Annotated in this window: 20 protein-coding genes and 2 tRNA genes; 15 read left to right on the top strand and 7 right to left on the bottom strand. The window is 66.5% G+C overall.

All coding sequences use genetic code 11. The features are described from left to right. Positions 1 to 22 precede the first annotated feature (22 nt). The 3 genes from G4D77_RS04420 (at position 23) to G4D77_RS04410 (ending at position 3,420) form a co-directional block, all read left to right on the top strand. On the top strand, positions 23 to 1,030 hold the full coding sequence (locus tag G4D77_RS04420; RefSeq protein WP_193726243.1) for an alpha/beta fold hydrolase: 1,008 nt from the start codon (positions 23 to 25) through the stop codon (positions 1,028 to 1,030). Next, entirely contained in the window at positions 1,027 to 3,276 is a 2,250-nt protein-coding gene (locus G4D77_RS04415; RefSeq protein WP_154834704.1) for a RelA/SpoT family protein, read from the top strand. The genes G4D77_RS04420 and G4D77_RS04415 overlap by 4 nt, the downstream gene beginning before the upstream one ends. 67 nt (positions 3,277 to 3,343) lie before the next feature. After that, positions 3,344 to 3,420: transfer RNA gene (locus tag G4D77_RS04410), tRNA-Val, on the top strand. A 146-nt stretch (positions 3,421 to 3,566) separates the two neighbouring features. On the opposite strand, the gene speG is transcribed toward G4D77_RS04410, so the two are convergent. Both speG and G4D77_RS04400 read right to left on the bottom strand, forming a co-directional pair. Next, complete coding sequence (speG, locus tag G4D77_RS04405; protein WP_016445275.1) at positions 3,567 to 4,097, bottom strand: spermidine N1-acetyltransferase; 531 nt, start codon at positions 4,095 to 4,097, stop codon at positions 3,567 to 3,569. Positions 4,098 to 4,101: 4 nt separating this feature from the next. Further along, positions 4,102 to 4,782 carry a TetR/AcrR family transcriptional regulator gene (locus G4D77_RS04400; RefSeq protein WP_154834703.1) on the bottom strand — a complete coding sequence of 227 codons (681 nt, stop codon included), beginning with the start codon at positions 4,780 to 4,782 and terminating at the stop codon, positions 4,102 to 4,104. 324 nt (positions 4,783 to 5,106) lie between these two features. Here G4D77_RS04400 and G4D77_RS04395 point away from each other — a divergent pair, with 324 nt between their 5' ends. The 9 genes from G4D77_RS04395 to adhP all read left to right on the top strand — a co-directional run bounded on the left by G4D77_RS04395 (position 5,107) and on the right by adhP (position 15,831). Then, positions 5,107 to 6,474, top strand: a complete 1,368-nt coding sequence (locus G4D77_RS04395; RefSeq protein ID WP_154834702.1) for an NAD(P)-dependent oxidoreductase — start codon at positions 5,107 to 5,109, stop codon at positions 6,472 to 6,474. Positions 6,475 to 6,508: 34 nt separating this feature from the next. Beyond that, positions 6,509 to 7,828, top strand: coding sequence for an NAD-dependent dihydropyrimidine dehydrogenase subunit PreA (gene preA / locus G4D77_RS04390; RefSeq protein WP_013803150.1), 1,320 nt, complete (start codon positions 6,509 to 6,511; stop codon positions 7,826 to 7,828). A 132-nt stretch (positions 7,829 to 7,960) separates the two neighbouring features. Next, positions 7,961 to 9,454, top strand: coding sequence for an NCS1 family nucleobase:cation symporter-1 (locus G4D77_RS04385; RefSeq protein WP_016445279.1), 1,494 nt, complete (start codon positions 7,961 to 7,963; stop codon positions 9,452 to 9,454). 30 nt (positions 9,455 to 9,484) lie between these two features. Continuing rightward, positions 9,485 to 10,945 (top strand): dihydropyrimidinase, encoded by a 1,461-nt coding sequence (gene hydA, locus G4D77_RS04380; protein ID WP_213757907.1) that lies wholly within the window; start codon positions 9,485 to 9,487, stop codon positions 10,943 to 10,945. A 24-nt stretch (positions 10,946 to 10,969) separates the two neighbouring features. Next, positions 10,970 to 12,238 (top strand): Zn-dependent hydrolase, encoded by a 1,269-nt coding sequence (locus G4D77_RS04375; RefSeq protein WP_154834701.1) that lies wholly within the window; start codon positions 10,970 to 10,972, stop codon positions 12,236 to 12,238. A 70-nt stretch (positions 12,239 to 12,308) separates the two neighbouring features. Next, positions 12,309 to 12,385 (top strand) — tRNA-Val (locus G4D77_RS04370). 245 nt (positions 12,386 to 12,630) lie between these two features. Next, positions 12,631 to 13,170, top strand: a complete 540-nt coding sequence (phaR, locus tag G4D77_RS04365) for a polyhydroxyalkanoate synthesis repressor PhaR (protein WP_016445296.1) — start codon at positions 12,631 to 12,633, stop codon at positions 13,168 to 13,170. 92 nt (positions 13,171 to 13,262) lie between these two features. Next, positions 13,263 to 14,651: a 30S ribosomal protein S12 methylthiotransferase RimO gene (gene rimO / locus G4D77_RS04360; RefSeq protein ID WP_047468807.1), complete on the top strand. Its 1,389-nt coding sequence runs from the start codon at positions 13,263 to 13,265 to the stop codon at positions 14,649 to 14,651. Positions 14,652 to 14,802: 151 nt separating this feature from the next. Then, positions 14,803 to 15,831 carry an alcohol dehydrogenase AdhP gene (adhP, locus tag G4D77_RS04355; protein WP_016445343.1) on the top strand — a complete coding sequence of 343 codons (1,029 nt, stop codon included), beginning with the start codon at positions 14,803 to 14,805 and terminating at the stop codon, positions 15,829 to 15,831. A 63-nt stretch (positions 15,832 to 15,894) separates the two neighbouring features. Here adhP and G4D77_RS04350 read toward each other — a convergent pair whose 3' ends face one another. From G4D77_RS04350 to G4D77_RS04330, 5 genes are all read right to left on the bottom strand, one after another. Next, positions 15,895 to 17,316, bottom strand: coding sequence for an MATE family efflux transporter (locus G4D77_RS04350; RefSeq protein WP_046983666.1), 1,422 nt, complete (start codon positions 17,314 to 17,316; stop codon positions 15,895 to 15,897). A gap of 47 nt (positions 17,317 to 17,363) precedes the next feature. Then, positions 17,364 to 17,963, bottom strand: coding sequence for a DUF2239 family protein (locus G4D77_RS04345; RefSeq protein ID WP_017406154.1), 600 nt, complete (start codon positions 17,961 to 17,963; stop codon positions 17,364 to 17,366). Positions 17,964 to 18,116: 153 nt separating this feature from the next. Beyond that, entirely contained in the window at positions 18,117 to 18,671 is a 555-nt protein-coding gene (gene efp, locus G4D77_RS04340) for an elongation factor P (protein ID WP_016445346.1), read from the bottom strand. Between the two features lie 163 nt (positions 18,672 to 18,834). Continuing rightward, complete coding sequence (gene earP / locus G4D77_RS04335; RefSeq protein ID WP_154834700.1) at positions 18,835 to 19,968, bottom strand: elongation factor P maturation arginine rhamnosyltransferase EarP; 1,134 nt, start codon at positions 19,966 to 19,968, stop codon at positions 18,835 to 18,837. A 5-nt stretch (positions 19,969 to 19,973) separates the two neighbouring features. Further along, positions 19,974 to 20,858 (bottom strand): LysR family transcriptional regulator, encoded by an 885-nt coding sequence (locus G4D77_RS04330; protein WP_017406152.1) that lies wholly within the window; start codon positions 20,856 to 20,858, stop codon positions 19,974 to 19,976. Positions 20,859 to 21,026: 168 nt separating this feature from the next. Between G4D77_RS04330 and G4D77_RS04325 the strand changes: the two genes are divergently transcribed. From G4D77_RS04325 to G4D77_RS04315, 3 genes are read left to right on the top strand one after another with little or no spacing between them, the layout of a single operon-like run. Then, positions 21,027 to 22,244, top strand: a complete 1,218-nt coding sequence (locus G4D77_RS04325) for a CaiB/BaiF CoA transferase family protein (protein WP_016453012.1) — start codon at positions 21,027 to 21,029, stop codon at positions 22,242 to 22,244. After that, positions 22,241 to 23,230 carry a hydroxymethylglutaryl-CoA lyase gene (locus G4D77_RS04320; RefSeq protein WP_043789697.1) on the top strand — a complete coding sequence of 330 codons (990 nt, stop codon included), beginning with the start codon at positions 22,241 to 22,243 and terminating at the stop codon, positions 23,228 to 23,230. Before G4D77_RS04325 ends, G4D77_RS04320 begins: the two co-directional genes overlap by 4 nt. 51 nt (positions 23,231 to 23,281) lie before the next feature. Continuing rightward, on the top strand, positions 23,282 to 24,268 hold the full coding sequence (locus G4D77_RS04315) for a Bug family tripartite tricarboxylate transporter substrate binding protein (protein WP_016453010.1): 987 nt from the start codon (positions 23,282 to 23,284) through the stop codon (positions 24,266 to 24,268). The last annotated feature ends 5 nt before the right edge of the window (positions 24,269 to 24,273 follow it).

The raw sequence follows: 24,273 nt of genomic DNA, 5'->3' as shown, positions 1-24,273 counted from the left end.
CCGGCTCCGCGAATGCGTTTCCATGAATCATCCTACGCTGAACTACGTATCCTGCCCGGGGGTTGCCGGGCGTGCCTCACCCTGGAGCCGTACTGCCAGCCCGGCTGCTCAAGAGAATGCTTCGCACCGCATGGCTTATTGGGAATGGAATCGCACCGGCGATCCGCACCATCCCCATGTCGTGGTCTGCGTGCACGGCCTTTCGCGCCAGGGGCGTGACTTTGATGCGCTGGCCGAGCGGCTCAGCGAACGTGCCCGCGTGATCTGCCCCGATGTGGTCGGGCGTGGCGAAAGCGACTGGCTGCAGGATCCGACCGCCTACCAGGTGCCTCTTTACGCAGCCGACATGCTGGCCTTGCTGGCCCAGGTGCATGCGCAGGCGCCTGTCGAACAATTGGATTGGGTGGGCACCAGCATGGGCGGGCTGATCGGCATGGCGCTTGCGGGCCAGCCGGGGCTGCCGCTGCCGGCGCCCATCCGCAGGCTGGTGCTCAACGATGTGGGGCCTGTGATCGAGTGGTCTGCCCTGGAGCGCATAGGTCAGTACCTGGGCAAGGGCGCGCATTTTGAAAATCTTGGGCAGGCAGCCCATGCGCTGCTCTTGATTTCCGAAGGCTTCGGCCCACATAGCGAAGGGCAATGGTTGCGATTGACGCGACCTATGATGCGGCCGGCCGCCGATGGCGGCCTTGTCCTGCACTATGACCCTCAGATTGCGGTGCCCCTGCAGCACATGACGCGCGAGATGGCCCAGGCCGGCGAAGCGCTGCTGTGGCAGCTGTATGACCAGATCAAGGCACGCGTCTTGCTAGTTCGTGGTGCGCAGTCCGATCTGCTGACGGCGGCCACGGCACAGGCCATGGCGCAGCGCGGCCCGAAGGCGCATTGCGTGGAATTTGAAGGGGTGGGGCATGCGCCCACCTTCGTCGCAGCAGGGCAGGTGGCCTTGCTGTGCCGGTTCTTATGGGGAGAAGAGCGCTTGCCAAGCACCATGAATCTTGCCGAGCAGGCCAGGGAGAGTGACGAATGAAGACTGCCAGCAGCGAGGCCGCCGTGCAGGCGCCTTCGCCCGGCGCAGCCGCGCCGGGCCAGGTGCCGTCGGTGCTGCCGCACCTGATCACGGCCACGTCGCAGACCCTGCCCGAACAGGTCAACGCGCTGGCGCGCGCGCGCAGCTTTGCCGAGCCGCTGATCGCCACCGAGACCATGGAGTCCGGTGAGAACACCATGGCCCATGCCGATGCGGTGGCTGCCATCCTCAAGACCATCGGCGGCTCCGAAACCATGCAGGCGGCGATCTATCTGGTGCATGCCAGCGTGCACCTCAATCGCCCGCAGGAAGTGATCGCCAAGGCCTTTGGCGAGAATTTCGCCACCCTGGCCGTGGAAACCAACAAGCTCATGCGTGTGCAGGAGCAGGCGCGCAGTGCAGAGCTGGGCGGCCAGTACCTGGACGATGAGGCCACGCAGACCGAGAACGTGCGCAAGATGCTGCTGGGTTTCTCGCGCGACCTGCGCGTGGTGCTGCTGCGGCTGGCGTCGCGCCTGCAGACGCTGCGCTATTACGCAGCCAGCAAGCGCCCGGTCTCGCCCGGCATTGCGCGCGAGGCGCTGACGGTGTTTGCGCCGCTGGCCAACCGGCTGGGCATCTGGCAGATCAAGTGGGAGCTGGAGGATCTGTCCCTGCGCTTCCTGGAGCCCGAGACCTACCGCGAAGTGGCCCGCCTGCTCGATGAAAAGCGCGTGGAGCGTGAAGCCTATATGGAGCAGATGCGCGCACGGCTGGAGGCCGACCTGCGCGCGCACAGCATCAGCGCCACCGTGCAAGGCAGGCCCAAGCACATCTACAGCATCGTCAAGAAGATGCGAGGCAAGTCGCTGAACTTCGACCAGGTCTTCGACATCCGCGCCATGCGTGTCGTCGTGCCCACGATCAAGGACTGCTACGCCACCCTGTCCTGGGTGCACGAGCAGTTCACGCCCATCGAGGCGGAATTCGACGACTACATCGCCAAGCCCAAGCCCAACGGCTACCAGTCGCTGCACACCGTGGTGCGCGACGAGACGGGCCGCGCCATCGAGATCCAGATCCGCACCCAGGCCATGCACGACCATGCCGAGCACGGCGTGGCCGCCCACTGGGCCTACAAGGAGGCGGGCACCAAGGGATACGCGGGTGTCACGGCCAGCAGCGAGTACGACGCCAAGATTGCCGTGCTGCGCCAGTTGCTGGCCTGGGGCAGCGACCTGGCGGGCGCCCACCATCGGGGCCTGTTCGAGGACCGCATCTACGTGCTCACTCCCGATGCGGCCGTCATTGAGCTGCCGCAGGGCGCGACGCCCGTGGATTTCGCCTATTCGGTGCACACCAGCCTGGGGCACCGCTGCCGCGGTGCGCGCGTGGACGGCGCCATGGTGCCGCTGAACACGCCGCTGCAAAACGGCCAGACCGTGGAGATCACCACGGTCAAGGAGGGGCGCCCCTCGCGCGACTGGCTCAACGCCGACCTCGGCTACCTGACCAGCAACCGTGCCAAGGCCAAGGTGCGTGCCTGGTTCAATGCCCAGGCCACGCACGAGACCGTGGCGCGCGGCCGCGAGGCGGTCGAGAAACTGCTGCAGCGCGAGGGCAAGACGGCCGTCAAGCTGGAGGAGCTGGCCGTTCAGCTCGGCTTCAAATCGGCCGATGCCTTGTTCGAAGTCGTCGGCAAGGATGAATACTCGCTGCGCAACATCGAGACCGTGCTGCGACCGGCCGAGGCGGAGGAGGAAGTCGAGGAATTCTCCCCGGTGCGCAAGGCACGTGGCACGGACTCGCCCAAGGGCGGCGTGCTGGTCGTGGGCGTGGATTCGCTGATGACGCAGTTGGCCAAGTGCTGCAAGCCTGCGCCGCCGGACGACATCCGGGGCTTTGTCACGCGCGGCAAGGGCGTGAGCGTGCACCGCTGCGACTGCTCCAACTTCCGTGAAATGGCAGCGCGCAATTCCGAGCGCGTGATCGACGTGGCCTGGGGCCAGCCCAAGGCGGCGGCCGTGGCCTCGGCCGTCTACCCGGTCGATGTGTCCGTGGAAGCGGCCGACCGGCAGGGCCTGCTGCGCGATATCTCCGAAGTCTTTGCGCGGGAGAAGACCAATGTCATCGGCGTGCAGACCCAATCCGTCAAGGGAACGGCCTGGATGACCTTCACCGTGGAAGTGGCCGATTCCGGTCGCCTCAACAAGGTGCTGGGTATCGTGGCCGCCGTGGCGGGCGTGCGTTCGGCACGGCGGCGCTGAGCCTGTTCGGGTATTTTTGTCGGAGTCCTGGAAAACCCGTGCTAGAATCACTTTCTCGAACAAACACAGGCGCGTAGCTCAGCTGGTTAGAGCACCACCTTGACATGGTGGGGGTCGTTGGTTCGAGTCCAATCGCGCCTACCAATTTTCCATTGCCAGATGGAATGCAAAAAGCCTTCTGATCACTCAGAAGGCTTTTTTGTTTGGTTTTTTTGTTTGTGCGCCCGCCAACGATGGGGAGACTTGCCGGTCAAGGAGGCGGGCAGGGCCCGCGCTCCTCTGTCAGGAGGTCAGGTGCCGACTCCGGCCTGTGCCTGCAGGTAGTCGTTTTGCAGCAGGTACATGCGGATGGCGTTGCGGTACTGGCCGTTGGCGAAGAACTCGTCGATCAGCACGCCTTCCTGCACGAATCCTATGCGCGCGTAGATGTGGATGGCCTTCTCGTTCTCCTGGTCCACATGGAGAAAGATCTTGTGCAGGTTGAGCGTCTTGAAGCCATAGTCCAGCGCCAGCCGCGTTGCCTGGGCTGCGATGCCCTGGCCCTGCTGCTCGGGGGCGATGATGATCTGGAATTCGGCGCGCCGGTGGATCAGGTCGATCTCCACCAGCTCGACGAGACCGGCGCGATCGCCCTGGTGCTCGACGATGAAGCGGCGCTCGGTCTGGTCGTGCACGTGCGCGTCGTAGAGCGCGGAAAGCTCGTCGAAGGTCTCGTAAGGCTCCTCGAACCAGTAGCGCATGATGGCGGCATTGTTGTTGAGCAGATGCACGGAGCGCAGATCTTCGCGCTCCAGGGGTCTCAGGCGGATGCTGTGATTCATGCGCTCATTGTGCGAGAGCCGCGGTATCCGGCTGCAGGCCACGGATTACCAGCCGGTAGATCAGATCGGCCGCCGTGTCGTAGTCGTCGGCGGTCAGTTCCGGCCGGCCCAGCAGCAGCGCGAACTGGGCCTGCTGGTCGGCGTAGGCCTGGGTCACGGACCAGAGGATGAACATCAGGTGGGTGAAATCCACGCGGGCAATCTTGCCCTGCGCCACCCAGCGCTCGAAGGCCTGCACGTCGGCTGCCAGCGCCGGGCCTACCTGGCTCGATATGGCCTGCCCGAAGCGGGGCGCGCCGGCCATCACCTCGCGCGTGAAGACACGGGAGCCATGGGGCCGCTCGCGCGAGGACTGCAGCTTGGCCCGGATGTAGATGCGCAGGGCCTCCGCCGGGTCGTCGCCGCGCAGCAGGTCGGACATGCCGGCCAGCCACTGCGTCAGCACATCGCCCAGCACGCGCAGATACAGCTCCTCCTTGCTGGCGAAGTAGTACAGCAGGTTGTGGCGGCTGAGGCCGGCGTCGTGCGCGATCAGTTCCAGCGATGCGCCTTCGAAGCCGTATTGCGCAAAGTGCAGTTCGGCCGTCTGCAGGATGTTCAGCTCCTTGCGCAGCCGTGCAGCGGTGGGCTTGCGCGTGGCCGATCGGGCCTGGGAGGAGGGCGCATTGTCAGAAAGGGTTGCCATTGCGCAGATGGTAAGTGGAGATAAGTGGCGCCATTTTGGTGCGATTGTCTGGCATCTTTCTTGCTGACGACTTTCTGGGTGATTTTACTGATTGGTAAATTTTTTCACCCGCGTAAATTCCGTTCCACCCCCAGTGCGCCCGACAAGAGGCGTCACTTGCACATGCGAGGACCACGATGAAACCTCCGAAGACTGTGTTGCTGGATCCGGGGCCTTGCAGGAGTTCCTCCTGCGGGCCGCCTTGCGTTGTCCGAGATGGCCCGGCATGGCCCTGCATGCCGTGTCCCCCTTCACGCCCTCAATCCTGACTCTGGAGGATGCACCATGGATAGCCCCTCGCACCGCGCCTGCGGCATTGCCGCCGGCCGCCTGAACCTGGCCGACTACGCGGCCAATTTCTCCGACGCCCACCCCCCGCTGAACCGCGCCCAGGCCCTGATCGAGGCCGAGCGCTGCTACTACTGCTATGACGCGCCGTGCACCACGGCCTGCCCCACCAGCATCGATGTGCCGGCCTTCATCGCCCGCATCGCCCAGGACAACGTCCGTGGCGCGGCGCGCGAGATCCTGACGGCCAACCCGCTGGGCGGCATGTGCTCCCGTGTCTGCCCCACGGAGCAGTTGTGCGAGCAGGCCTGCGTGCGCAACACCCAGGAAGACAAGCCGGTCGAAATTGGTGCACTGCAACGCTATGCGACCGATGCCTTCATGGCCTCCGGTGGTGCACCGCTGTTCCAGCGTGCCGCCGCCACGGGCCGCAAGGTGGCCGTGGTCGGAGCTGGCCCTGCCGGCCTGACATGCGCGCACCAATTGGCGCTGCAGGGCCACGAGGTGGTGCTGTTCGACGCCCGGCCCAAGCTGGGCGGGCTCAATGAATACGGCCTGGCCAGCTACAAGACCCCCGGTGATTTTGCGCAAAAGGAAATCGACTGGCTGCTGTCCGTGGGCGGGATCACGCCGCGCAACAACCAGCGGCTGGGACGAGATTTCACGCTGGATTCGCTGCTGGCAGAGCATGACGCCGTATTCCTCGGCCTGGGCCTGGCGGGCGTCAATGCGCTGGGCGCGGCCGAGCCGCAGGCCGAAGGCTTGCGCAATGCGGTGGACTTCATTGCCGACATCCGCCAGACGGCCGACAAATCCACGGTGCCGGTGGGCCGGCGCGTGGTGGTGATCGGCGGCGGCATGACGGCGGTGGATGCGTCCGTGCAGGCCCGGCTGCTGGGCGCCGACGAGGTCACCATGTTCTACCGCCGGGGCAAGGATGCGCTGTCTGCCTCCTGGGTGGAGCAGGAATGGGCGCAGACCCATGGCGTCAACCTGCGGCTGTGGGCCGCGCCCCAGGAGATCCTGGTGCAGGACGGCAAGGTCTGCGGCGTGCGCATGGCCTGCACCCGCATGGAGGGCGACAGGCTGCAGGTGACGCAGGAGGTGTTCGACGTGCCTGCCGACATGGTGCTCAAGGCCATTGGCCAGACCTATGTCGCCACGCCGGCGGGCGCGGCCATTGCCTTGCGTGACGGCCGTATCGACACCGACGACGAAGGCCGCACCAGCGTGCCGCGCGTGTGGGCCGGCGGCGACTGCCGCGCCGGTGGTCAGGACCTGACCGTGCAGGCGGTGGAGCACGGCAAGGTCGCCGCGCGAGCCATGCACCAGGCGCTGACCAGCGCCGTGGCGGCCGGGGTTTGAGCGGCTGTGCCCGCGCTTTTCAAGGAGCATCGACATGGCAGACATCAGCAGCCGCTTTCTGGGCATTTCCAGCCCCAATCCGTTCTGGCTGGCCTCGGCACCGCCCACGGACAAGGAGATCAACGTCACCCGCGCATTCGAGGCCGGCTGGGGCGGCGTGGTGTGGAAGACGCTCGGCGAGGACCCGCATGTGGTCAACGTGAACGGGCCGCGCTACTCCACCCTCATGGCGCAGGACCGGCGCGTGATGGGCCTGAACAACATCGAGCTGATCACCGACCGGCCGCTGCGCACCAACCTGGAGGAAATGACCCGCGTGAAGAAGGCCTGGCCTGACCGCGCGCTGATCGCCTCGCTGATGGTGCCCTGCGTGGAGGAAAGCTGGAAGCGCATCCTGCCCATGGTGGAGGACACCGGCGCCGACGGGCTGGAGCTGAACTTCGGCTGCCCGCACGGCATGAGCGAGCGCGGCATGGGCGCGGCCGTGGGCCAGGTGCCCGAGTACATCCAGATGGTCACGCAGTGGTGCAAGCAGTACAGCCGGCTGCCGGTGATCGTGAAGCTCACGCCCAACATCACCGACGTGCGCTTTCCCGCGCGGGCGGCCAAGGCCGGCGGGGCGGATGCGGTGTCCCTGATCAACACCATCAACTCGCTGATGGGCGTGAACCTGGACACCCTGGTCATGCACCCCAGCACCGACGGCCAGGGCTCGCACGGCGGCTACTGCGGCCCGGCCGTCAAGCCCATCGCCCAGAACATGGTGGCCGAGATCGCGCGCGACCCGCAGACAGCGGGCCTGCCCATCTCGGGGATCGGCGGCATCACCACCTGGAAGGACGCGGCCGAATACATCGCGCTGGGATGCGGCAATGTCCAGGTATGCACGGCGGCCATGGTCTACGGCTTTCGCATCGTGCAGGACATGTGCGACGGGCTGTCCAACTACATGGACGCGCACGGCTTTGCGCGCATCGAGGACTTCCAGGGCCGGGCCGTGCCCACGGTCAGGGACTGGAAGGACCTCAACCTCAACCACATCGACAAGGCCGTCATCAACCAGGACAGCTGCATCCAGTGCGGGCGCTGCCACGTGGCCTGCGAGGACACCTCCCACCAGGCCATCACTTTCAGCAAGGAGGGCGGTGTGCGCCGCTTCGAGGTGGATGACACCGAATGCGTGGGCTGCAACCTGTGCGTGTCCATCTGCCCCGTGCCCGAGTGCATCACCATGCGCAGCCTGCAGCCGGGCGAGGTGGACCCTCGCACCGGCCAGACGGTCACCGGGGAGTATGCGAACTGGACTACGCACCCGAACAACCCTATGCGCCAGGCCGTGACGGCGCAGGGCTAGAGGGGGCATTGCGGCAGGTCGGCGCACGGCCCGCATCCGGGCCGACCTGGCACGAAATGCGCTTGATGGAAACGGTCAGACCCTGGATCAGCAATGGATTGGTGATTTCTCTCTTCGAGAAGGAGCTTCGCAATGTCGCATGCCCCGCATTCCGGTGAGTCCGCAGGCAGCCTGTGGAACCACGACCTCGCACCCACGCTGCCGAGCCAGCGCACCTGGACCTGGTACCACTTCGCCGCCCTGTGGATAGGCATGGTGATGTGCATCCCGGCATACACGCTGGCCGCCAGCATGATCACGAACGGCATGTCGTGGTCGCAGGCGGTGATGACGGTGTTCCTGGGCAATCTCATCGTGCTGATTCCCATGCTGCTCATCGGCCATGCCGGGGCCAGGTACGGCATTCCTTTCGCTGTGCTGGCCCGTGCCTCGTTCGGCACCCACGGCGCCAAGCTGCCGGCCATGCTGCGGGCCCTGGTGGCCTGTGGCTGGTACGGCATCCAGACCTGGTTCGGCGGCATGATGATCTACACCCTGCTGGGCGTGCTGCTGGGCCATCCGCTGGAAGGCGAGAAGATCGCTGGCCTGGGCATCAATGTGGGGCAGCTGGTGTGCTTTCTGGTGTTCTGGGCGATCCAGTTCTACTTTGTGGTGCATGGCATCGAGTCCATCCGCAAGCTGGAGACCTGGACAGCGCCGCTCAAGATCCTGATCTGCTTCGTGCTGCTGGGATGGGTCTACCAGAAGGCCGGCGGCTTCGGCCCCATCATGGAGCAGCCTTCGCAGTACGCGCCGGGCGGCCCCAAGGCGGGCCAGTTCATGTCGGTGTTCTGGCCGTCGCTGACAGCCATGGTGGGCTTCTGGGCCACGCTGGCCTTGAACATTCCGGACTTCACGCGCTTTGCCAAGTCGCAGAAGGACCAGGTAGTGGGCCAGGCCATCGGCCTGCCCGTGCCCATGGGGCTGCTGGCCATGCTGGCGGTGGTGGTGACATCGGGCACCGTGGTGATCTACGGCAAGGCCCTGTGGGACCCCGTGGATGTCGCCAGCCGCATGACGGGCGCGGCCGTGCTGATCGCGCTGATCGTGCTGCTGATCGACACCGTGAGTGTGAACCTGGCGGCCAACCTGGTCGGGCCGGCCTATGACTTCTCCGCCCTGGCGCCCAGGAAGATCAGCTACCGCGTGGGCGGCTACATGACGGTGGCCATTGCCATCGTGATGATGCCCTGGAAGATCCTGGAATCGACCGAGGGCTACATCTTCACCTGGCTGATCGGCTACTCGGCACTGCTGGGGCCGATCGCGGGCATTCTGATGGTGGACTACTTCCTGGTGCGCAAAAAGCAGCTGGTGGTGGAAGACCTGTACAGGGAAGAGGGCGTCTACCGCTACTCCAACGGCTGGAACTGGGTGGCCGTGGCCGCCTTCGCCCTGGGAGTGGCGCCCAACCTGCCCGGCTTCCTGCACGCAGCGTTCCCCGCTGCATTCCCGAACGTGGGTGATTTCTTCAAGCATGCCTATGACTACGCATGGTTCATCGGCCTGTTCATTGCCGGCGTGGTCTACCGCATCGGCATGGCAGGCCAGGTGACCAAGGGCGCGCCCGCGCTGAGCAAGGCATAGGCCGGACCAACCAACAGGAGGCATGACGCTATGGGTCAATCACAGGGTTCGGTATGGGTGCGTGGCGGCACGGTGGTGAATGCAGACCGGCAGGAGAAGGCCGATGTGCTGTGTGTGGATGGGACGATTGCGGCCGTGGGGCTGGATGTGGCGGCCCTGGTGCCGGGCGGGGCGCAGGTGATCGATGCCTCGGGGCAGTTCGTCATGCCCGGCGGCATCGATCCGCACACCCACATGCAACTGCCCTTCATGGGCACGGTCACGGCCGATGACTTCTACACCGGCACGGCGGCGGCGCTGGCCGGTGGCACCACCAGCATCATCGATTTCGTCATTCCCGATCCGCAGGAGCCGCTGCTGGACGCCTACCGCAAATGGCGCGGCTGGGCCGAGAAATCGGCGGCGGACTACTCCTTCCACGTGGCCGTCACCTGGTGGAGCGACAGCGTCCATGCCGACATGGGCACGCTGGTGCGAGAGGAGGGCATCAACAGCTTCAAGCACTTCATGGCCTACAAGAACGCCATCATGTGCGACGACGAAACGCTGGTGAACAGCTTCAAGCGCGCGCTGGAGCTGGGCGCCATGCCCACGGTGCATGCCGAAAACGGCGAGCTGGTCTACCTGCTGCAGCAGGAAGTGGCCAAGATGGGCATCACCGGGCCCGAGGGCCATCCGCTGGCCCGTCCGCCCATGGTGGAGGCCGAGGCGGCCAACCGCGCCATCGCCATCGCCGGCGTGCTGGGCGTGCCCATCTACGTGGTGCATGTCAGCTGCACCGAGGCGGCGCAGGCCATTGCCGCGGCCCGTGCACGCGGCCAGCGCGTGTATGGCGAAGTGCTGGCCGGCCATCTGGTGATCGACGAAAGCGTGTACCGCGACCCCGACTTTGCCAAGGCGGCAGCCCATGTGATGAGCCCGCCCTTCCGTGCCAAAGGCCATCAGGAGTCCTTGTGGCAGGGCCTGCAGTCGGGCCAGCTGCACACCACGGCCACCGACCATTGCACCTTCTGCGCCGCGCAGAAAGCCATGGGCCGGGACAACTTCGCCAAGATCCCCAACGGCACCGGCGGCGTGGAGGAGCGTCTGGCCGTGATCTGGGATGCGGGCGTGAACACCGGCCGGCTGACGCCCAGCGAATTCGTGGCCATCACCTCGGCCAACACGGCCAAGCTTTTCAACATCTATCCGCGCAAGGGCCTGGTCGGCGTGGGCGCCGATGCCGATCTGGTCGTCTGGGACCCTGCTGCCACGCACACCCTGTCGGTCAGGACCCAGCGCTCCAAGGGCGACTACAACATCTTCGAGGGGCGCACCGTACAAGGCATGCCCAGCCACACCATCAGCCAGGGCGTGGTGGCCTATGCGCAGGGCGATCTGCGTGCCGAGAAGGGCAAGGGGCGCTATATCAAGCGCCCTGCCTTCGGCCCCAACTTCGATGCGGTGCAACGCCGCGCCGCCACGCTGCAGCCCACGGCCGTGGCGCGCTGAAGCCCGCATGACAAGGAGACCGCAATGGATACAGATACCCAAGTGAAGCAGGACATCGCGCAGCTGCGCGTCAACGGAAGCCGGCTGTGGGATTCACTCATGGAGCTGGCGCAGATCGGCGCCACGCCCAAGGGCGGCGTCTGCCGCCTGACGCTGACCGACCTGGACCGCCAGGGCCGTGATCTGGTGACCCGCTGGGCGCGCGAGGCGGGCATGACGGTAACCATCGACAAGATCGGCAACGGCTTCATGCGCCGGCCCGGGCGCGACAACAGCCTGCCGCCCATCATGACGGGCAGCCACATCGACACCCAGCCCACGGGCGGCAAGTTCGACGGCAACTACGGCGTGCTGGCGGGGCTGGAGGTGGTGCGCACGCTCAACGACCACGGCATCGAGACCGAAGCGCCCATCGAAGTGGCCTTCTGGACGAACGAGGAAGGCTCGCGCTTCGTGCCGGTGATGATGGGCTCGGGCGTGTTCGCCAAGGCCTTCACGCTGGAGCATGCCTATGCAGCCACCGACTCCGAAGGCAAGACCGTCAAGGGCGAGCTAGAGCGTATCGGCTATGTGGGCAGCCAGGAACCGGGAGACCACCCGATCGGCGCCTACTTCGAATCCCATATCGAGCAGGGCCCGGTGCTGGAGGACAACGCCAGGACCATTGGCGTGGTTACCGGCGTGCTGGGCATCCGCTGGTATGACTGCGTGGTCACGGGCATGGAGGCCCATGCCGGCCCCACGCCCATGGCCCTGCGCAAGGATGCGCTGCAAGTGGCCGCGCAGCTGATGCAGGAAGTGGTGGCCTGCGCCCACCGCCATCCGCCCCACGGGCGCGGCACCGTGGGCATGGTGCAGGTCCATCCCAACAGCCGCAACGTGATCCCGGGGCAGGTCAAATTCAGCATCGACCTGCGCAACGCCACCGATGCCGACTGCGAAGCCATGGACGCCGACATCCGCGCAGTGGCCGACCGCATCAGCCGGGAGACGGGCCTGCCCATAGCGATCAACCTGGTGTCCAGCTACCCCGCCCAACCCTTCCATGCCGACTGCGTGGATGCGGTGGCGCGCGCCGCCAAGGCCCTGGGCTACTCGCACATGCCCGTCGTCTCGGGCGCCGGGCATGATGCGGTCTACATGGCGCGGCTGGCGCCGGCCGGCATGGTCTTCATCCCCTGCAAGGACGGCATCAGCCACAACGAGATCGAGGACGCCACGCCCGCGGACATCACCGCAGGCTGCAATGTGCTGATGCACGCCATGCTGGAACGCGCCAGGGTGGCGGGTTGATCCAAAAAACTGCGCAACTTGCCCGGAAGCCCTGTTTTGCACTGCTATACTTGCGGCTTCAACAAACGACAGGCGCGTAGCTCAGCTGGTTAGAGCACCACCTTGACATGGTGGGGGTCGTTGGTTCGAGTCCAATCGCGCCTACCAAACAAAGCAGTCTCACCAGGGGCTGCAAAAAAGAAATCCCGCTTCAAGCGGGATTTTTTTTGCCCCAACGGTTGCATGGCGGCCATTTGCCGTGTCGCATGCGTTGATCCCCATCAGGGTTACTGCTGCGCCGGGTGCTGCAGGTGCTGCCTAGAATCTGTTGCAGTGCAATAGCCGATTGCCCGCATGAGCCGGTGCAAGCAGGCGCAAACAGGTACAGCAGGTACAAGAGGAGAAGCATTGCAATGCAAGAGACGACAACAGCCGCCGCCCCCAGCGCCCAACGCGTGATCAAGAAATACCCCAACCGCCGTCTCTACGACACCAACACGTCCTCCTACATCACGCTGACGGAAGTCAAGCAGCTCGTGATGGGCAACGAGCCCGTGGTGGTCAAGGACGCCAAGACGGGCGAAGACCTCACGCGCAGCATCCTGCTGCAGATCATTCTGGAAGAAGAGGCGGGCGGCGCGCCCATGTTCTCCGAGACCGTGCTGGCCAACATCATCCGTTTCTACGGCCACGCCATGCAGGGCTACATGGGCTCCTACCTGGAAAAGAACGTGCAGATGTTCACCGACTTCCAGAACAAGCTCGCCGAGCAGGCCCAGGGCACCTCGCCCGAGGCCTGGAGCCAGTTCATGCGCATGCAGCCGCCCGCCATGCAGAACATGATGAGCAGCTATATGGAGCAGTCGCAGAACATGTTCGCCCAGATGCAGGAGCAGATGCAAAAGCAGACCGAGCAGATGCTGGGCGCGCTCGGGATCAAGCGCAATAGCTGAGCTTGCAGGGATAAGTTCGGGGGCGGTTTACCAAGTTCGCGCAGAACTGGGACAATATCGCCCCTATGACCCCCACGAGCGACGCAACAACCATGACAACCCCTGCCGGCGCGGCCGCTCCGCGCGTGGGCTTCGTCTCCCTCGGGTGCCCCAAGGCACTCACGGACTCCGAACTCATCCTTACCCAGCTCAGCGCCGAGGGCTACCAGACCTCCAAGACCTTCGAGGGCGCTGACCTGGTGATCGTCAACACCTGCGGCTTCATCGATGACGCCGTGCGCGAGAGCCTGGACACCATTGGCGAGGCGCTGGCCGAGAACGGCAAGGTCATCGTCACCGGCTGCCTGGGCGCCAAGGCGGGCAAGGATGGCGGCAACCTGATCCAGGAAGTGCACCCCAGCGTGCTGGCCGTGACCGGGCCGCACGCCACGCAGGAGGTGATGAACGCCGTCCACACCCATCTGCCCAAGCCGCACGATCCCTTCATCGACCTGGTGCCGGGCGCCTTTGGCGAGGCGGGCATCAAGCTCACGCCCAGGCACTACGCCTACCTGAAGATTTCCGAGGGCTGCAACCACCGCTGCACCTTCTGCATCATCCCTTCCATGCGCGGCGATCTGGTTTCGCGTCCGGTGGGCGATGTGCTCAAGGAGGCGCGTGCGCTGTTCGAGGGTGGCGTCAAGGAGCTGCTGGTGATCAGTCAGGACACCTCGGCCTATGGCGTGGACGTGAAGTACCGCACGGGCTTCTGGGACGGCAAGCCGGTGAAGACACGCATGCTCGAACTGGTGCAGACGCTGGCCGAGATCGCCGAGCCCTATGGCGCCTGGGTGCGCCTGCACTATGTCTACCCGTACCCCAGCGTGGACGAGATCATTCCGTTCATGGCCACGGGCCGCGTGCTGCCCTATCTGGACGTGCCCTTCCAGCACAGCCATCCCGATGTCTTGAAGCGCATGAAGCGCCCCGCCAACGGTGAAAAGAACCTGGAGCGCCTGCAGCGCTGGCGCGAGATCTGTCCCGACCTGGTGATCCGCTCCACCTTCATCGCCGGCTTCCCCGGCGAGACGGAGCAGGAGTTCGAGCACCTGCTGCAGTTCCTGCGCGAGGCGCAGATCGACCGTGCGGGCTGCTTTGCCTACAGCCCGGTCGAAGGCGCTGCCGCCAACGAGATTCCCGGCATGCTGCCCCTGGAAGTGCGTGAGGAGCGCCGCGCGCGCTTCATGGCCGTGGCCGAAGAGGTTTCCACTGCGCGCCTGCAAAAGCGCGTGGGCCAGACGATGCAGGTGCTGGTGGACAAGTCCGTGGGCCTGGGCAAGAAGGGTGGCGTGGGCCGCAGCTATGCCGATGCCCCCGAGATCGACGGCCTGGTGCACCTGCTGCCGCCCGAGAAGGCCAGCAAGACCTACAAGGTGGGCGACTTCGTGAAGGCGCGCATCGTGGGCACGCAGGGTCACGACCTGGTGGGCCAGCCCGTGTAAGCCTGCCGCTCTGCCATCTCCCGAAAACGGGCAAGGTTCTCCTTGCCCGTTTTTTTGTCTTTTCCGGACCAGTGCCTGATATCGATCAAGGCGGCCGGAGCTCTTCGCTGAAATGCTGTACCTACTTTGACGCAAAGAAAGGATGGCGCGAATGAACAGGACCATGAAGGCCGCCGTGGTGCGGGAGTTTGGCAAGCCGCTCACCATCGAGGAAGTCCCGGTGCCCAGGCCCGATCCCGGCCATGTGCTGGTGAAGATTGAGGCCTGCGGCGTCTGCCATACCGATTTGCACGCGGCGCAGGGCGACTGGCCCGTCAAGCCCAATCCGCCCTTCATTCCCGGCCACGAAGGCGTGGGCTACGTGGCCGCCGTGGGCGCGGGCGTCACCCACGTGAAGGAGGGCGACCGCGTGGGCATTCCGTGGCTGTACACGGCCTGCGGCCATTGCGAGCATTGCCTGGGTGGCTGGGAGACGCTGTGCGAGCAGCAAAAGAACACCGGCTACTCCGTCAACGGCGGCTTTGCGCAGTACGCGCTGGCCGATGCCAATTTCGTGGGCCTGCTGCCCGGCAGCGTGGACCTGATCGAGATCGCGCCCGTGCTGTGCGCGGGCGTCACGGTCTACAAGGGCCTGAAGGTCACCGACACCAGGCCCGGCAACTGGGTGGTGATCTCGGGCATCGGCGGCCTGGGCCACATGGCCGTGCAATATGCCAAGGCCATGGGCCTGAACGTGGCGGCGGTGGACGTGGATGACGACAAGCTGGCGCTGGCCAGGCGCCTGGGCGCACAGGTCACGGTCAATGCCATGACCACGGACCCTGCGGCTTACCTGAAAAAGGAGATTGGCGGCGCGCACGGCGCCCTGGTCACGGCGGTCTCGCCCAAGGCCTTCGAGCAGGCGCTGGGCATGGTGCGGCGCGGCGGCACGGTATCGCTCAACGGCCTGCCGCCCGGCAGCTTCCCGCTGCCCATCTTCAACATGGTGCTCAGCGGCGTGACGGTGCGCGGCTCCATCGTGGGCACGCGGCTGGACCTGCAGGAGTCGCTGGATTTCGCGGCCATGGGCAAGGTCAAGGCCACCGTGTCCACCGACCGGCTGGAGAACATCAACGACATCTTCGCGCGCATGCATGAAGGCAAGATCGAAGGGCGCGTGGTGCTGGACCTGAACGCCTGACGCTTTGCCCACCCCCAAAAAAACAGGCTTCCCTCGGGAAGCCTGTTTTGCATGGCGCACGCCTTACACCATGCGGCGGATCGGGCGCTTCTTCCACACCAGCTTGTAGTAGGCGGTCTGCAGGCACAGCGTCAGGGTGTAGGACAGCGGAAAGGCCATCCAGATTCCCATCAGCCCGAAGCTGCGGCTCAGCCACCATGCCATGGGCAGCTCCAGCACGGCGAGCACCGTGATGGTGATGGCCGTGGGAATGACCACATCGCCGCTGGCACGCATGATGGACGACAGGGCAATGAAGCAGCCCAGCAGCAGGCCGCTCCACAGCACGATGTACAGCAGCTCGATGGCCAGCACCAGCACCTGCTCGTCGGTGATGAACATGCCCAGCAGCGGCCGCGCGAACAGGCTGCCGATCAGGGCCAGGGCGGCACCCAGCACCAGGTTCATGCGTATGGCCGTGGCCGTGATGGCGCCCAGGCGCTCGCTGCGGCCAGCGCCGATGGCCTGGGCGCCGAGGATGGAGGCCGTGATGGCCACCGAAATGACCGGGAACTGCGCAAACGAGTTGATCTGGTTGACCGCACCATAGGCTGCCGTGGCGCTGGAGCCGAAGCCGTTGACCAGCGACACGACGACCAGCCCGGCCATGGACGAGGCGATCATCTGCACGCCCGTGGGAATGCCCACGCGCAGGATGCTCTTGAGCAGGGTCCGGTCAATGCGCATGGCCTTCCACAGCGCGGCATTGGGCGCCAGCGGGCTGGCTATGCGGCGCAGCCGCCAGCCCAGCCAGGCCAGGGCCAGGGTGAAGCCCAGGATCATGGACACGCCCGCGCTGGCCACGCCCAGGCGCGGCAGGCCGCCCCAGCCCGCAATCAGCGCCGGCGTGCAGACCAGGCCCGTGCCGGTGGAGATCAGCAGGGCCAGCATGGGCGAGACCGTGTCGCCCACGCCGCGCAGCAGCGAGGTGGCCAGCAGGAACACGAACAGCCCCGGCATGCCCAGCAGCACGATGCGCGAATACAGCGTGGCCTGCTCCATGATGTCGGGCGGCGTGCCCAGCAGACGCATCAGCGGCTCGGTGAACAGTCCGCCGAACAGGGCCACGACGGCGCCGAACAGCAGCCCTATGCACATGGCCGTGCCTGCGATGGCGCGCAGCTTGTCGTGCATGCGCGCACCGTAGGCCTGGCCTATCAGCACCGAGGAGCCTGCGCCCAGGCCGATCACGAAGGCGATGAAGAGAAACATCACCGGAAAAAAGGCCGCGACGGCCGCCAGGGCCTGCACGCCCAGCATCTGGCCGATGAAGACGCTGTTGATGGTGCCCGACAGCGACTGCAGGATATTGGCCAGGACCATGGGGCCCAGGAACACCAGGAAGGTGCGCCACAGCGGCTGGGTGCCGTGGGCGATGGGCGGCCCGGCGGGGCTGGATGCGGCAGGCGCAGCAGCCTGGGGCAGAGGTTCGTTAGGTTTCGTCATGTTGTGTCTGTTAATGCGACGAGAAAATGCAATGGAAGGCGGGGGCTTCAGTCCTGCGCTGGCGATGGCGGCGAGGACCAGGCAGCGCTGCTCAGTTGCTGCAGATAGCTTCGCACATCCTCGGGCCAGGTGGCGGTGTGCCTTGCAAAGGCGTCGGCCTGGTGTGCAAAGAGGGCGCGGCTGGCGTCCTCGAAATGGGGCAGGTCGCCCGCCATCTCGCTCATGAATCGGTAGGCGGCCTCGGTGGCGGCGCGCACGGCATCCTGTGCGGCATGCTTGCCACGCGCCTCGTCCACCAGTCTGCGCAGTGCGCCGGAGGCGCCGCCGGGCTGGCGGTTCAGCCATTCCCAGTGCCGTGGCAGCAATGTGACTTCGCGTGCCACCACGCCCAGCTTGGGGCGGCCCACGCTGCGCGGTGCGGCGGCTTGTCCGGGTGCGGGCGATGCGGCCAGTTCGCTGCGCCAGTCCAGGTCCAGCCGCATGCCGCTGTGGTCGTCGAAAACCCACAGCGGCGGCGCCGATCCGCTGCCTTGCGGCTGCTGTTCATGGCTTTGCAGGAACTGCAGGACGGCAGGCCTGTCCCCCTGCAGCAGGCGGCCATGGCCCTGGAAGATGGTGTAGCTGGGTGCGGGCTCGGCGCCCGCCATGCAAGAGTCGGTAGTCATGTGCTGGATATTAGCCGGGTAAAATCTGCAAGTCAATTAAACCCGGGTAAATATCTGCATGGATGCCGCGCGCCCAAAGAAAAAGCCCCTGGCAGAGACTGCCAGGGGCTTCGCAGAGGGAACTGCAGGCGTCGGTCAGACGCGCTTGCGGTACTCGCCGGTGCGGGTATCGATTTCGATCTTGTCGCCCTGGCTCACGAACAGGGGCACGGGCACTTCAAAGCCGGTGGCGATCTTGGCGGGCTTGAGCACCTTGCCCGATGTGTCGCCCTTGACGGCGGGTTCGGTCCAGGTGATTTCGCGTTCCACGGACGTGGGCAGTTCGCAGGAGATGGCCTTGCCGTCGTAGAACACGACTTCGGCCTGCATGCCGTCTTCCAGGTAGTTGATGGCGTCGCCCATGTTGGCGGCTTCCACTTCGTACTGGTTGTATTCGGCATCCATCCAGACGTACATCGGATCGGCGAAGTAGGAGTAGGTGCACTCCTTCTTGTCCAGGATCACGTTGTCGATCTTGTCGTCGGCCTTGAACACGACTTCGGTGCCCATGTTCGACAGCAGGGCCTTGAGCTTCATGCGCACGGTGGCGGCGCCGCGGCCACCGCGAGCGTATTCGGTCTTCAGGACGATCATCGGGTCCTTGCCGTGCATGATCACGTTGCCGGCGCGGATTTCTTGAGCGATTTTCATAGCTTGCTTGGCTGAGGTTGAAGCCGCTCAACAGGGCAGGCAAGCGAAGTCGCTGGGACGGTGCGCCTGCCGCAGTTCCGCGGCGGGTGCAACCCTGGTTGGTCGATGGCGGCCGGCTGGCGGTCGCCCGCAACGGCGCCTCCAGGGAGGCAAAACGTGCATTCTAGCTTTTTTCGGTCACGAAAGCTTGCAGCTGCTCAATCAATGGGGTCTGTTGCAGCAGCCGCGCGCGCGCGGCCAGTGCGCAGTCCTGCCATTGCCGCAGCAGCGCAGGCGTGATTGCGGGCAGGGTGCTTGCCGGTGCCATGCCGTTCCAGGCATGGTGGAAGGCGCGCAGGCTGGCCGGCGCCTGCAGCCAGTCCAGGAAGGCGTGTAGCTTGTCGTGGTGGGCGTCGTCGTGCTGGGGATAGATGTGCCAGACCAGGGGCTGGCCGGCCCACAGCGCGCGTACCAGCGAATCCTCGCCGCGCACCAGGTTCAGGTCGCAGGCCCAGAGCATCTCGTCGAACTGCGGCTGGGGGCAGGGCTGCAGCGCATGCTGTGTCACCGCACCGTGGTCTGCGGCGGGCACGCCGGCCATGGCCTGCTGCACCGCGGCTGCCGCGCGCCCGGGCGTCACCAGCAGATGCGTGGCCTGTGGTGCGGGCGGCGCAGCATGCAGCTGGCACAGCCAGTGCGGCAGGGCAGGGGGCTCGTAGCAGAACAGCGAGATGGCGCAATCGCCGGTGCCTATGCCGTGGCGTGTGCGCCAGGCCTGCCGGCCCCCGGAAGCAAAAGCCGCCTGGCGCGCGGCCAGGTCCGGCTCGCGCAGCAGGCCGCCCGTGGCGGCCGTGAAGCCCGGATAGAAGAACCAGCGCGTCAACCCCGCAGCCGGCCCCGACATCAGCGGCGAGGGCAGGCGGTGGCAGCGCTCCACATAGTCCTCTGCCGACAGGTATTCGAGGTTGATCCACAGCGGTGCGCGGCGCGCGATGGCCGCCAGAAAGGGCGGCGGAATCTCGCAGCCGAAGGCCTCGATGACCACATCGCCCACGGCCTGCGGAATGTCCTGCGCCTGCGTGGGCCAGCCGTGCATGCTGAGCCCGGCCGGGTGGGGCCGGGGCGCCATCCAGGCCAGGGCGCTGGCGTCGTCCATCCACAGCCGCACGCGCTGGCCGCGTGAGGCCAGGTCGGCCGCCGCGCGCCAGCACACGCCGATGTCGCCGAAGTTGTCTATGACCTGGCAGAAGATGTCCCAGGTCCGTGCAGCGGCCTGTTCTGGCAGAGGGGCCGGGGGGATGGGGTTGAAGGCAAGCATGGGAGTCAGGGTTCGCACAGGTGTTCGACCAGCAACTGCGCCACGGGCGGCAGGGCCTCCTGCGAGCGCACGCACAGCATCAGCTGGCGCTCGGCCCAGGGCTCGTCCAGCGCAATGCAGCGCAGCGGCAGGGCGCCCAGGTACAGGCGGGCACTGCCTTCGGGCAGGATGCCGACGCCCAGGCCCGAGGCCACCATCAGGCACAGCGCGTCATAGCCCGTCACCTTCATGCGCAGCCGCGGCTGCAGGCCCAGGTCGGCGGCGGCGCGCGTGATCTGGTGGTTGAGCGCGCTGCCCGCGTGCATGCCCACCAGGTCATGGTCCAGCACCTGGGCCAGCCGCAGCGAGCGCCGGCGAGCCAGCGCATGGCCCTGGGGGACGATGACGATGAGGCGGTCGCGCCGGTAGGGGCGCAGGCGGATCTTCTCGCCGTAGCTGCCCTGGTTGAGGATGCCGATATCGGCCTCGTTGTCGGCCACGGCGCGCGCGATGTCGCTGCTCACCCGCTCCTGCAGGCGCACGTCCACATGCGGATGCTGGTCCAGGAAGCGCTGCAGCTGGGAGGGCAGGAACTGGGTGATGGCCGAGATGTTGGCCATCACGCGCACATGGCCGCGCAGGCCGCTGCCGTACTCGCGCATCTGCTCGCCGATGCCGTCCAGGTCATTGAGCACGCCGCGCGCCATGTTCAGCAGTGCATAGGCGGCGGCCGTGGGTACGCTGCCGCGGTTGCTGCGGGTGAACAGCTCCACCTGCAGCTGGCTCTCCAGCTCGGCCAGCCGCCGGCTGGCGGCCGAGGGGGCGATGTGTTCGCGTGCGGCGGCGCGGGCGATGGCGCTTTCCTCCATCACGGCCACGAACAGGCGCAGCGAAATCGGGTCGAGTTTCATGGGGTGGCGATTATCGCCCGGCCCCGCCCGACCGGGTTCTGCCATGCCGGTTTGCGATGGCAGCGTCGCGCTTGAGCGTTTTGCGGCCGGCGCGGACGGCGGCAAGATCGGCGCCGCGGCAATGCCATCGGAGGCCGGCCGCAGGAGACAAAGAGGAAGCGCTAACCCATGACACAACAGACAAGGCAGGCCCCCACACCCGGCGCGCTCAGCGGCGTGCGCGTGGTCGAGATGGGGCAATTGATCGCCGGGCCGTTCTGCGGCAAGACGCTGGGCGAGTTCGGCGCCGACGTGGTCAAGATCGAGGCGCCGGGCGCGGGCGATCCGCTGCGCAACTGGCGCCTGATCAAGAACGGCACCTCGGTCTGGTGGCAGGTGCAGTCGCGCAACAAGCGTTCGGTGGCGCTGGACCTGCGCCAGCAGGAGGGCCAGGACATCGCGCGGCGCCTGATCGCCGAGGCCGATGTGCTGGTGGAGAACTTCCGTCCCGGCACGCTGGAGGGCTGGGGCATGTCGCCCGAGCAGCTGCATGCGCTCAACCCCGGGCTGGTCATCCTGCGCATCTCGGGCTACGGCCAGACCGGCCCCTACCGCGACCTGCCGGGCTTTGGCGTGATCGGCGAGGCCATGGGCGGCCTGCGCCACCTGACGGCCGAGCCAGGCCGGGTGCCGGTGCGCGTGGGCGTGTCCATTGGCGACACGCTGGCCGCGCTGCATGGCGTGATCGGCGTGATGATGGCCCTGTACCACCGCAAGGTGAACGGCGGTGCCGGCCAGGTCATCGACGTGGCGCTGCATGAGGCCGTGTTCAACGTCATGGAAAGCCTGCTGCCCGAATACAGCGCCTTCGGTGCCGTGCGCGAGGCCGCAGGCAGTGCGCTGCCGGGCATTGCGCCGTCCAACGCCTATCCCTGCCAGGACGGCTGGGTGCTGGTGGCCGGCAATGGCGACTCCATCTTCAAGCGCCTGATGGCCACCATCGGCCGCCAGGACCTGGCCGACGATCCGCAACTGGCCGACAACGCGGGCCGCGTGGCGCGCATTGCCGAGATCGATGCCGTCATCGGCGGCTGGACGCGCACGCAGAGCGTGCAGGCCGTGATGGACCAGCTGGCCGCCGCACGCGTGCCGGCCGGCAAGGTCTACACGGCCAAGGACATTGCCGAGGACCCGCACTACCGCGCCCGCGACATGATCCTCAGCCAGCACACGCGCGACGGCGACGACATCGAGGTGCCGGGCATCGTGCCCAAGCTCTCGCTCACGCCGGGCACGGTGCGCACCAGCGCCCCCCATGTGGGCGACGACACCGACGCGGTGCTGGCCGAGGCCGGCCTCACGGCCGAACAGATTGCGTTGCTGCGCAGCAAGGGAGTGATCCAATGAACGCCGTCCACACCACGGATGTCTGGCAGGGCGCGGGCCGCCGCGTTTTCTTCAACGAGGTCGGCACGCGCGACGGGCTGCAGATGGAGCAGGCCTTCGTCCCCACCGAGGACAAGATCGCCCTGGTCAATGCGCTGTCGCAGGCCGGCCTGTCCAAGATCGAGGTCACGGCCTTTGTCTCGCCCACCGCCATTCCCGCGCTGCGCGACGGCGAAATCGTCATGCGTGAGATAGAGCGCCGCCCCGGCACCGTCTACACCGCCCTGGTGCCCAATGCGCGGGGCGCCGAGCGCGCCATCGAGGCGCGCACGGACGAACTCAACCTCGTCATGTCGGTCAGCGAGACCCACAACCTGTGCAACCTGCGCATGCAGCGCAGCCAGTCGTTCGCGGCGCTGGCCCAGGTCGTGGCCACGGCGCAGCAGGCGGGCGTGCCCGTCAACGTCTCGCTGTCATGCTGCTTTGGCTGCCCCATGGAGGGCGATGTGCCGCAGCAGGAAGTCTTCGGCTGGGTGCAGCGCTTTGCCGATCTGGGCGTGCAGGGCATCACGCTGTGCGACACCACGGGCATGGCCTTCCCGACCCAGGTGCGCGCCATGGTGGCCGCCTTCCGGCAGCGCTGGCCGCAGCTGGGCATGACCCTGCATTTCCACAACACGCGCGGCATGGCGCTGGCCAATGTGCTGGCCTCCATCGAGGCGGGCGGCGACCGCTTCGACGCCTCCATCGGCGGCCTGGGCGGCTGCCCCTATGCGCCGGGCGCCTCGGGCAATGCCTGCACGGAGGACATCGTCCACGCGCTGCAGCTCATGGGCTACGACACCGGCGTGGACCTGGCGCAGATCGTCGCGGCCGCGCGCAGCCTGCCCGCGCTGATCGGCCATGACACGGCCAGCCAGATCGCCAAGGCCGGCGCGCGGCTGGACCTGCACCAGCCACCGGCCGAGTTCGCAGCCATCCGCGAACGGGCTTTGGCCAAGGGCTGAGGCCGGCGCGCATTCTCATTCACAAGAACCGAGCAAACCAAGGAGACAAAGATGAAGAAGATTCAACGCAGACAGATCGCAGCCGTGGCCATGGCCATCGCAGGACTGGGCCTGGGCGGCACGGCCGCGCTGGCCCAGGGCGGCTACCCCGCCAAGACCATCACCATGATCGTGCCGGCCGCAGCCGGCGGCACCACCGACCTGGCCGCGCGCATGGCGGCCCAGGCGCTGGCGCCGGTGATCGGCCAGTCGGTGGTGGTGGACAACAAGGGCGGTGGCAACGGCTCCATCGCGGCCAGCCTGGTCAAGCGTGCCGAGGCCGATGGCTACACCCTGCTCATGCAGTACTCGGGCTACCACGTGATCTCGCCCCACCTGACCAAGACCCGCACCTGGGAGCAGGGCGACTTCCAGCCCGTGGCCAATGTGCTGTCGGCGCCGCAGATCATCGTGGTGCGGTCCGAGCTGCCCGTGAAGACGCTGGCCGAACTCGTGGCCTATGCCAAGGCCAACCCGGGCAAGCTGAACTACGCCTCTTCCGGCAACGGATCGCTGCAGCACGTGACCGGCGCCATGCTGGAGCAGCAGGCCGGCATCAAGATGGTCCACGTCCCCTACAAGGGCACGGGCCCCGCGCTGCAGGACCTGCTGGGTGGCCAGGTGGACCTGACCTTCGGCACGGCGCCGCCCTTCATGCCCCATGTGCAAAGCGGCAAGCTGCGCGTGCTGGCCGTCACCGGCACGCAGCGCCTGCCCAGCCTGCCTGATGCGCCCACCACGGCCGAGGCCGGCTACGCAGGCGTCAACGCCACCTCCTGGTTTGCCGTGTTCGCGCCCGCCGCCACGCCCAGGCCCGTGATCGACAAGCTCACGGCCGACCTCAAGAAGGTCGTGGAGAACCCGGCCTTCAAGCAAAAGGCGCAGGAGCAGGGCGCCACGGCCGACTACATGAACCCGCAGCAGCTCGGCGCCATGGTCAAGACCGACTGGGCCAACTGGGCCCAGGTGGTCAAGTCCTCGAAGATCGAGGCCGAGTAAGAGCC

The sequence above is a fragment of the Delftia sp. WY8 genome (assembly GCF_018437695.1).
In the GTDB taxonomy this organism is placed as follows: Bacteria; Pseudomonadota; Gammaproteobacteria; order Burkholderiales; family Burkholderiaceae_C; genus Comamonas; species Comamonas tsuruhatensis.
Note: the sequence above shows the minus strand (reverse complement) of the source record. Positions and strands in the feature narration are given on the sequence as shown.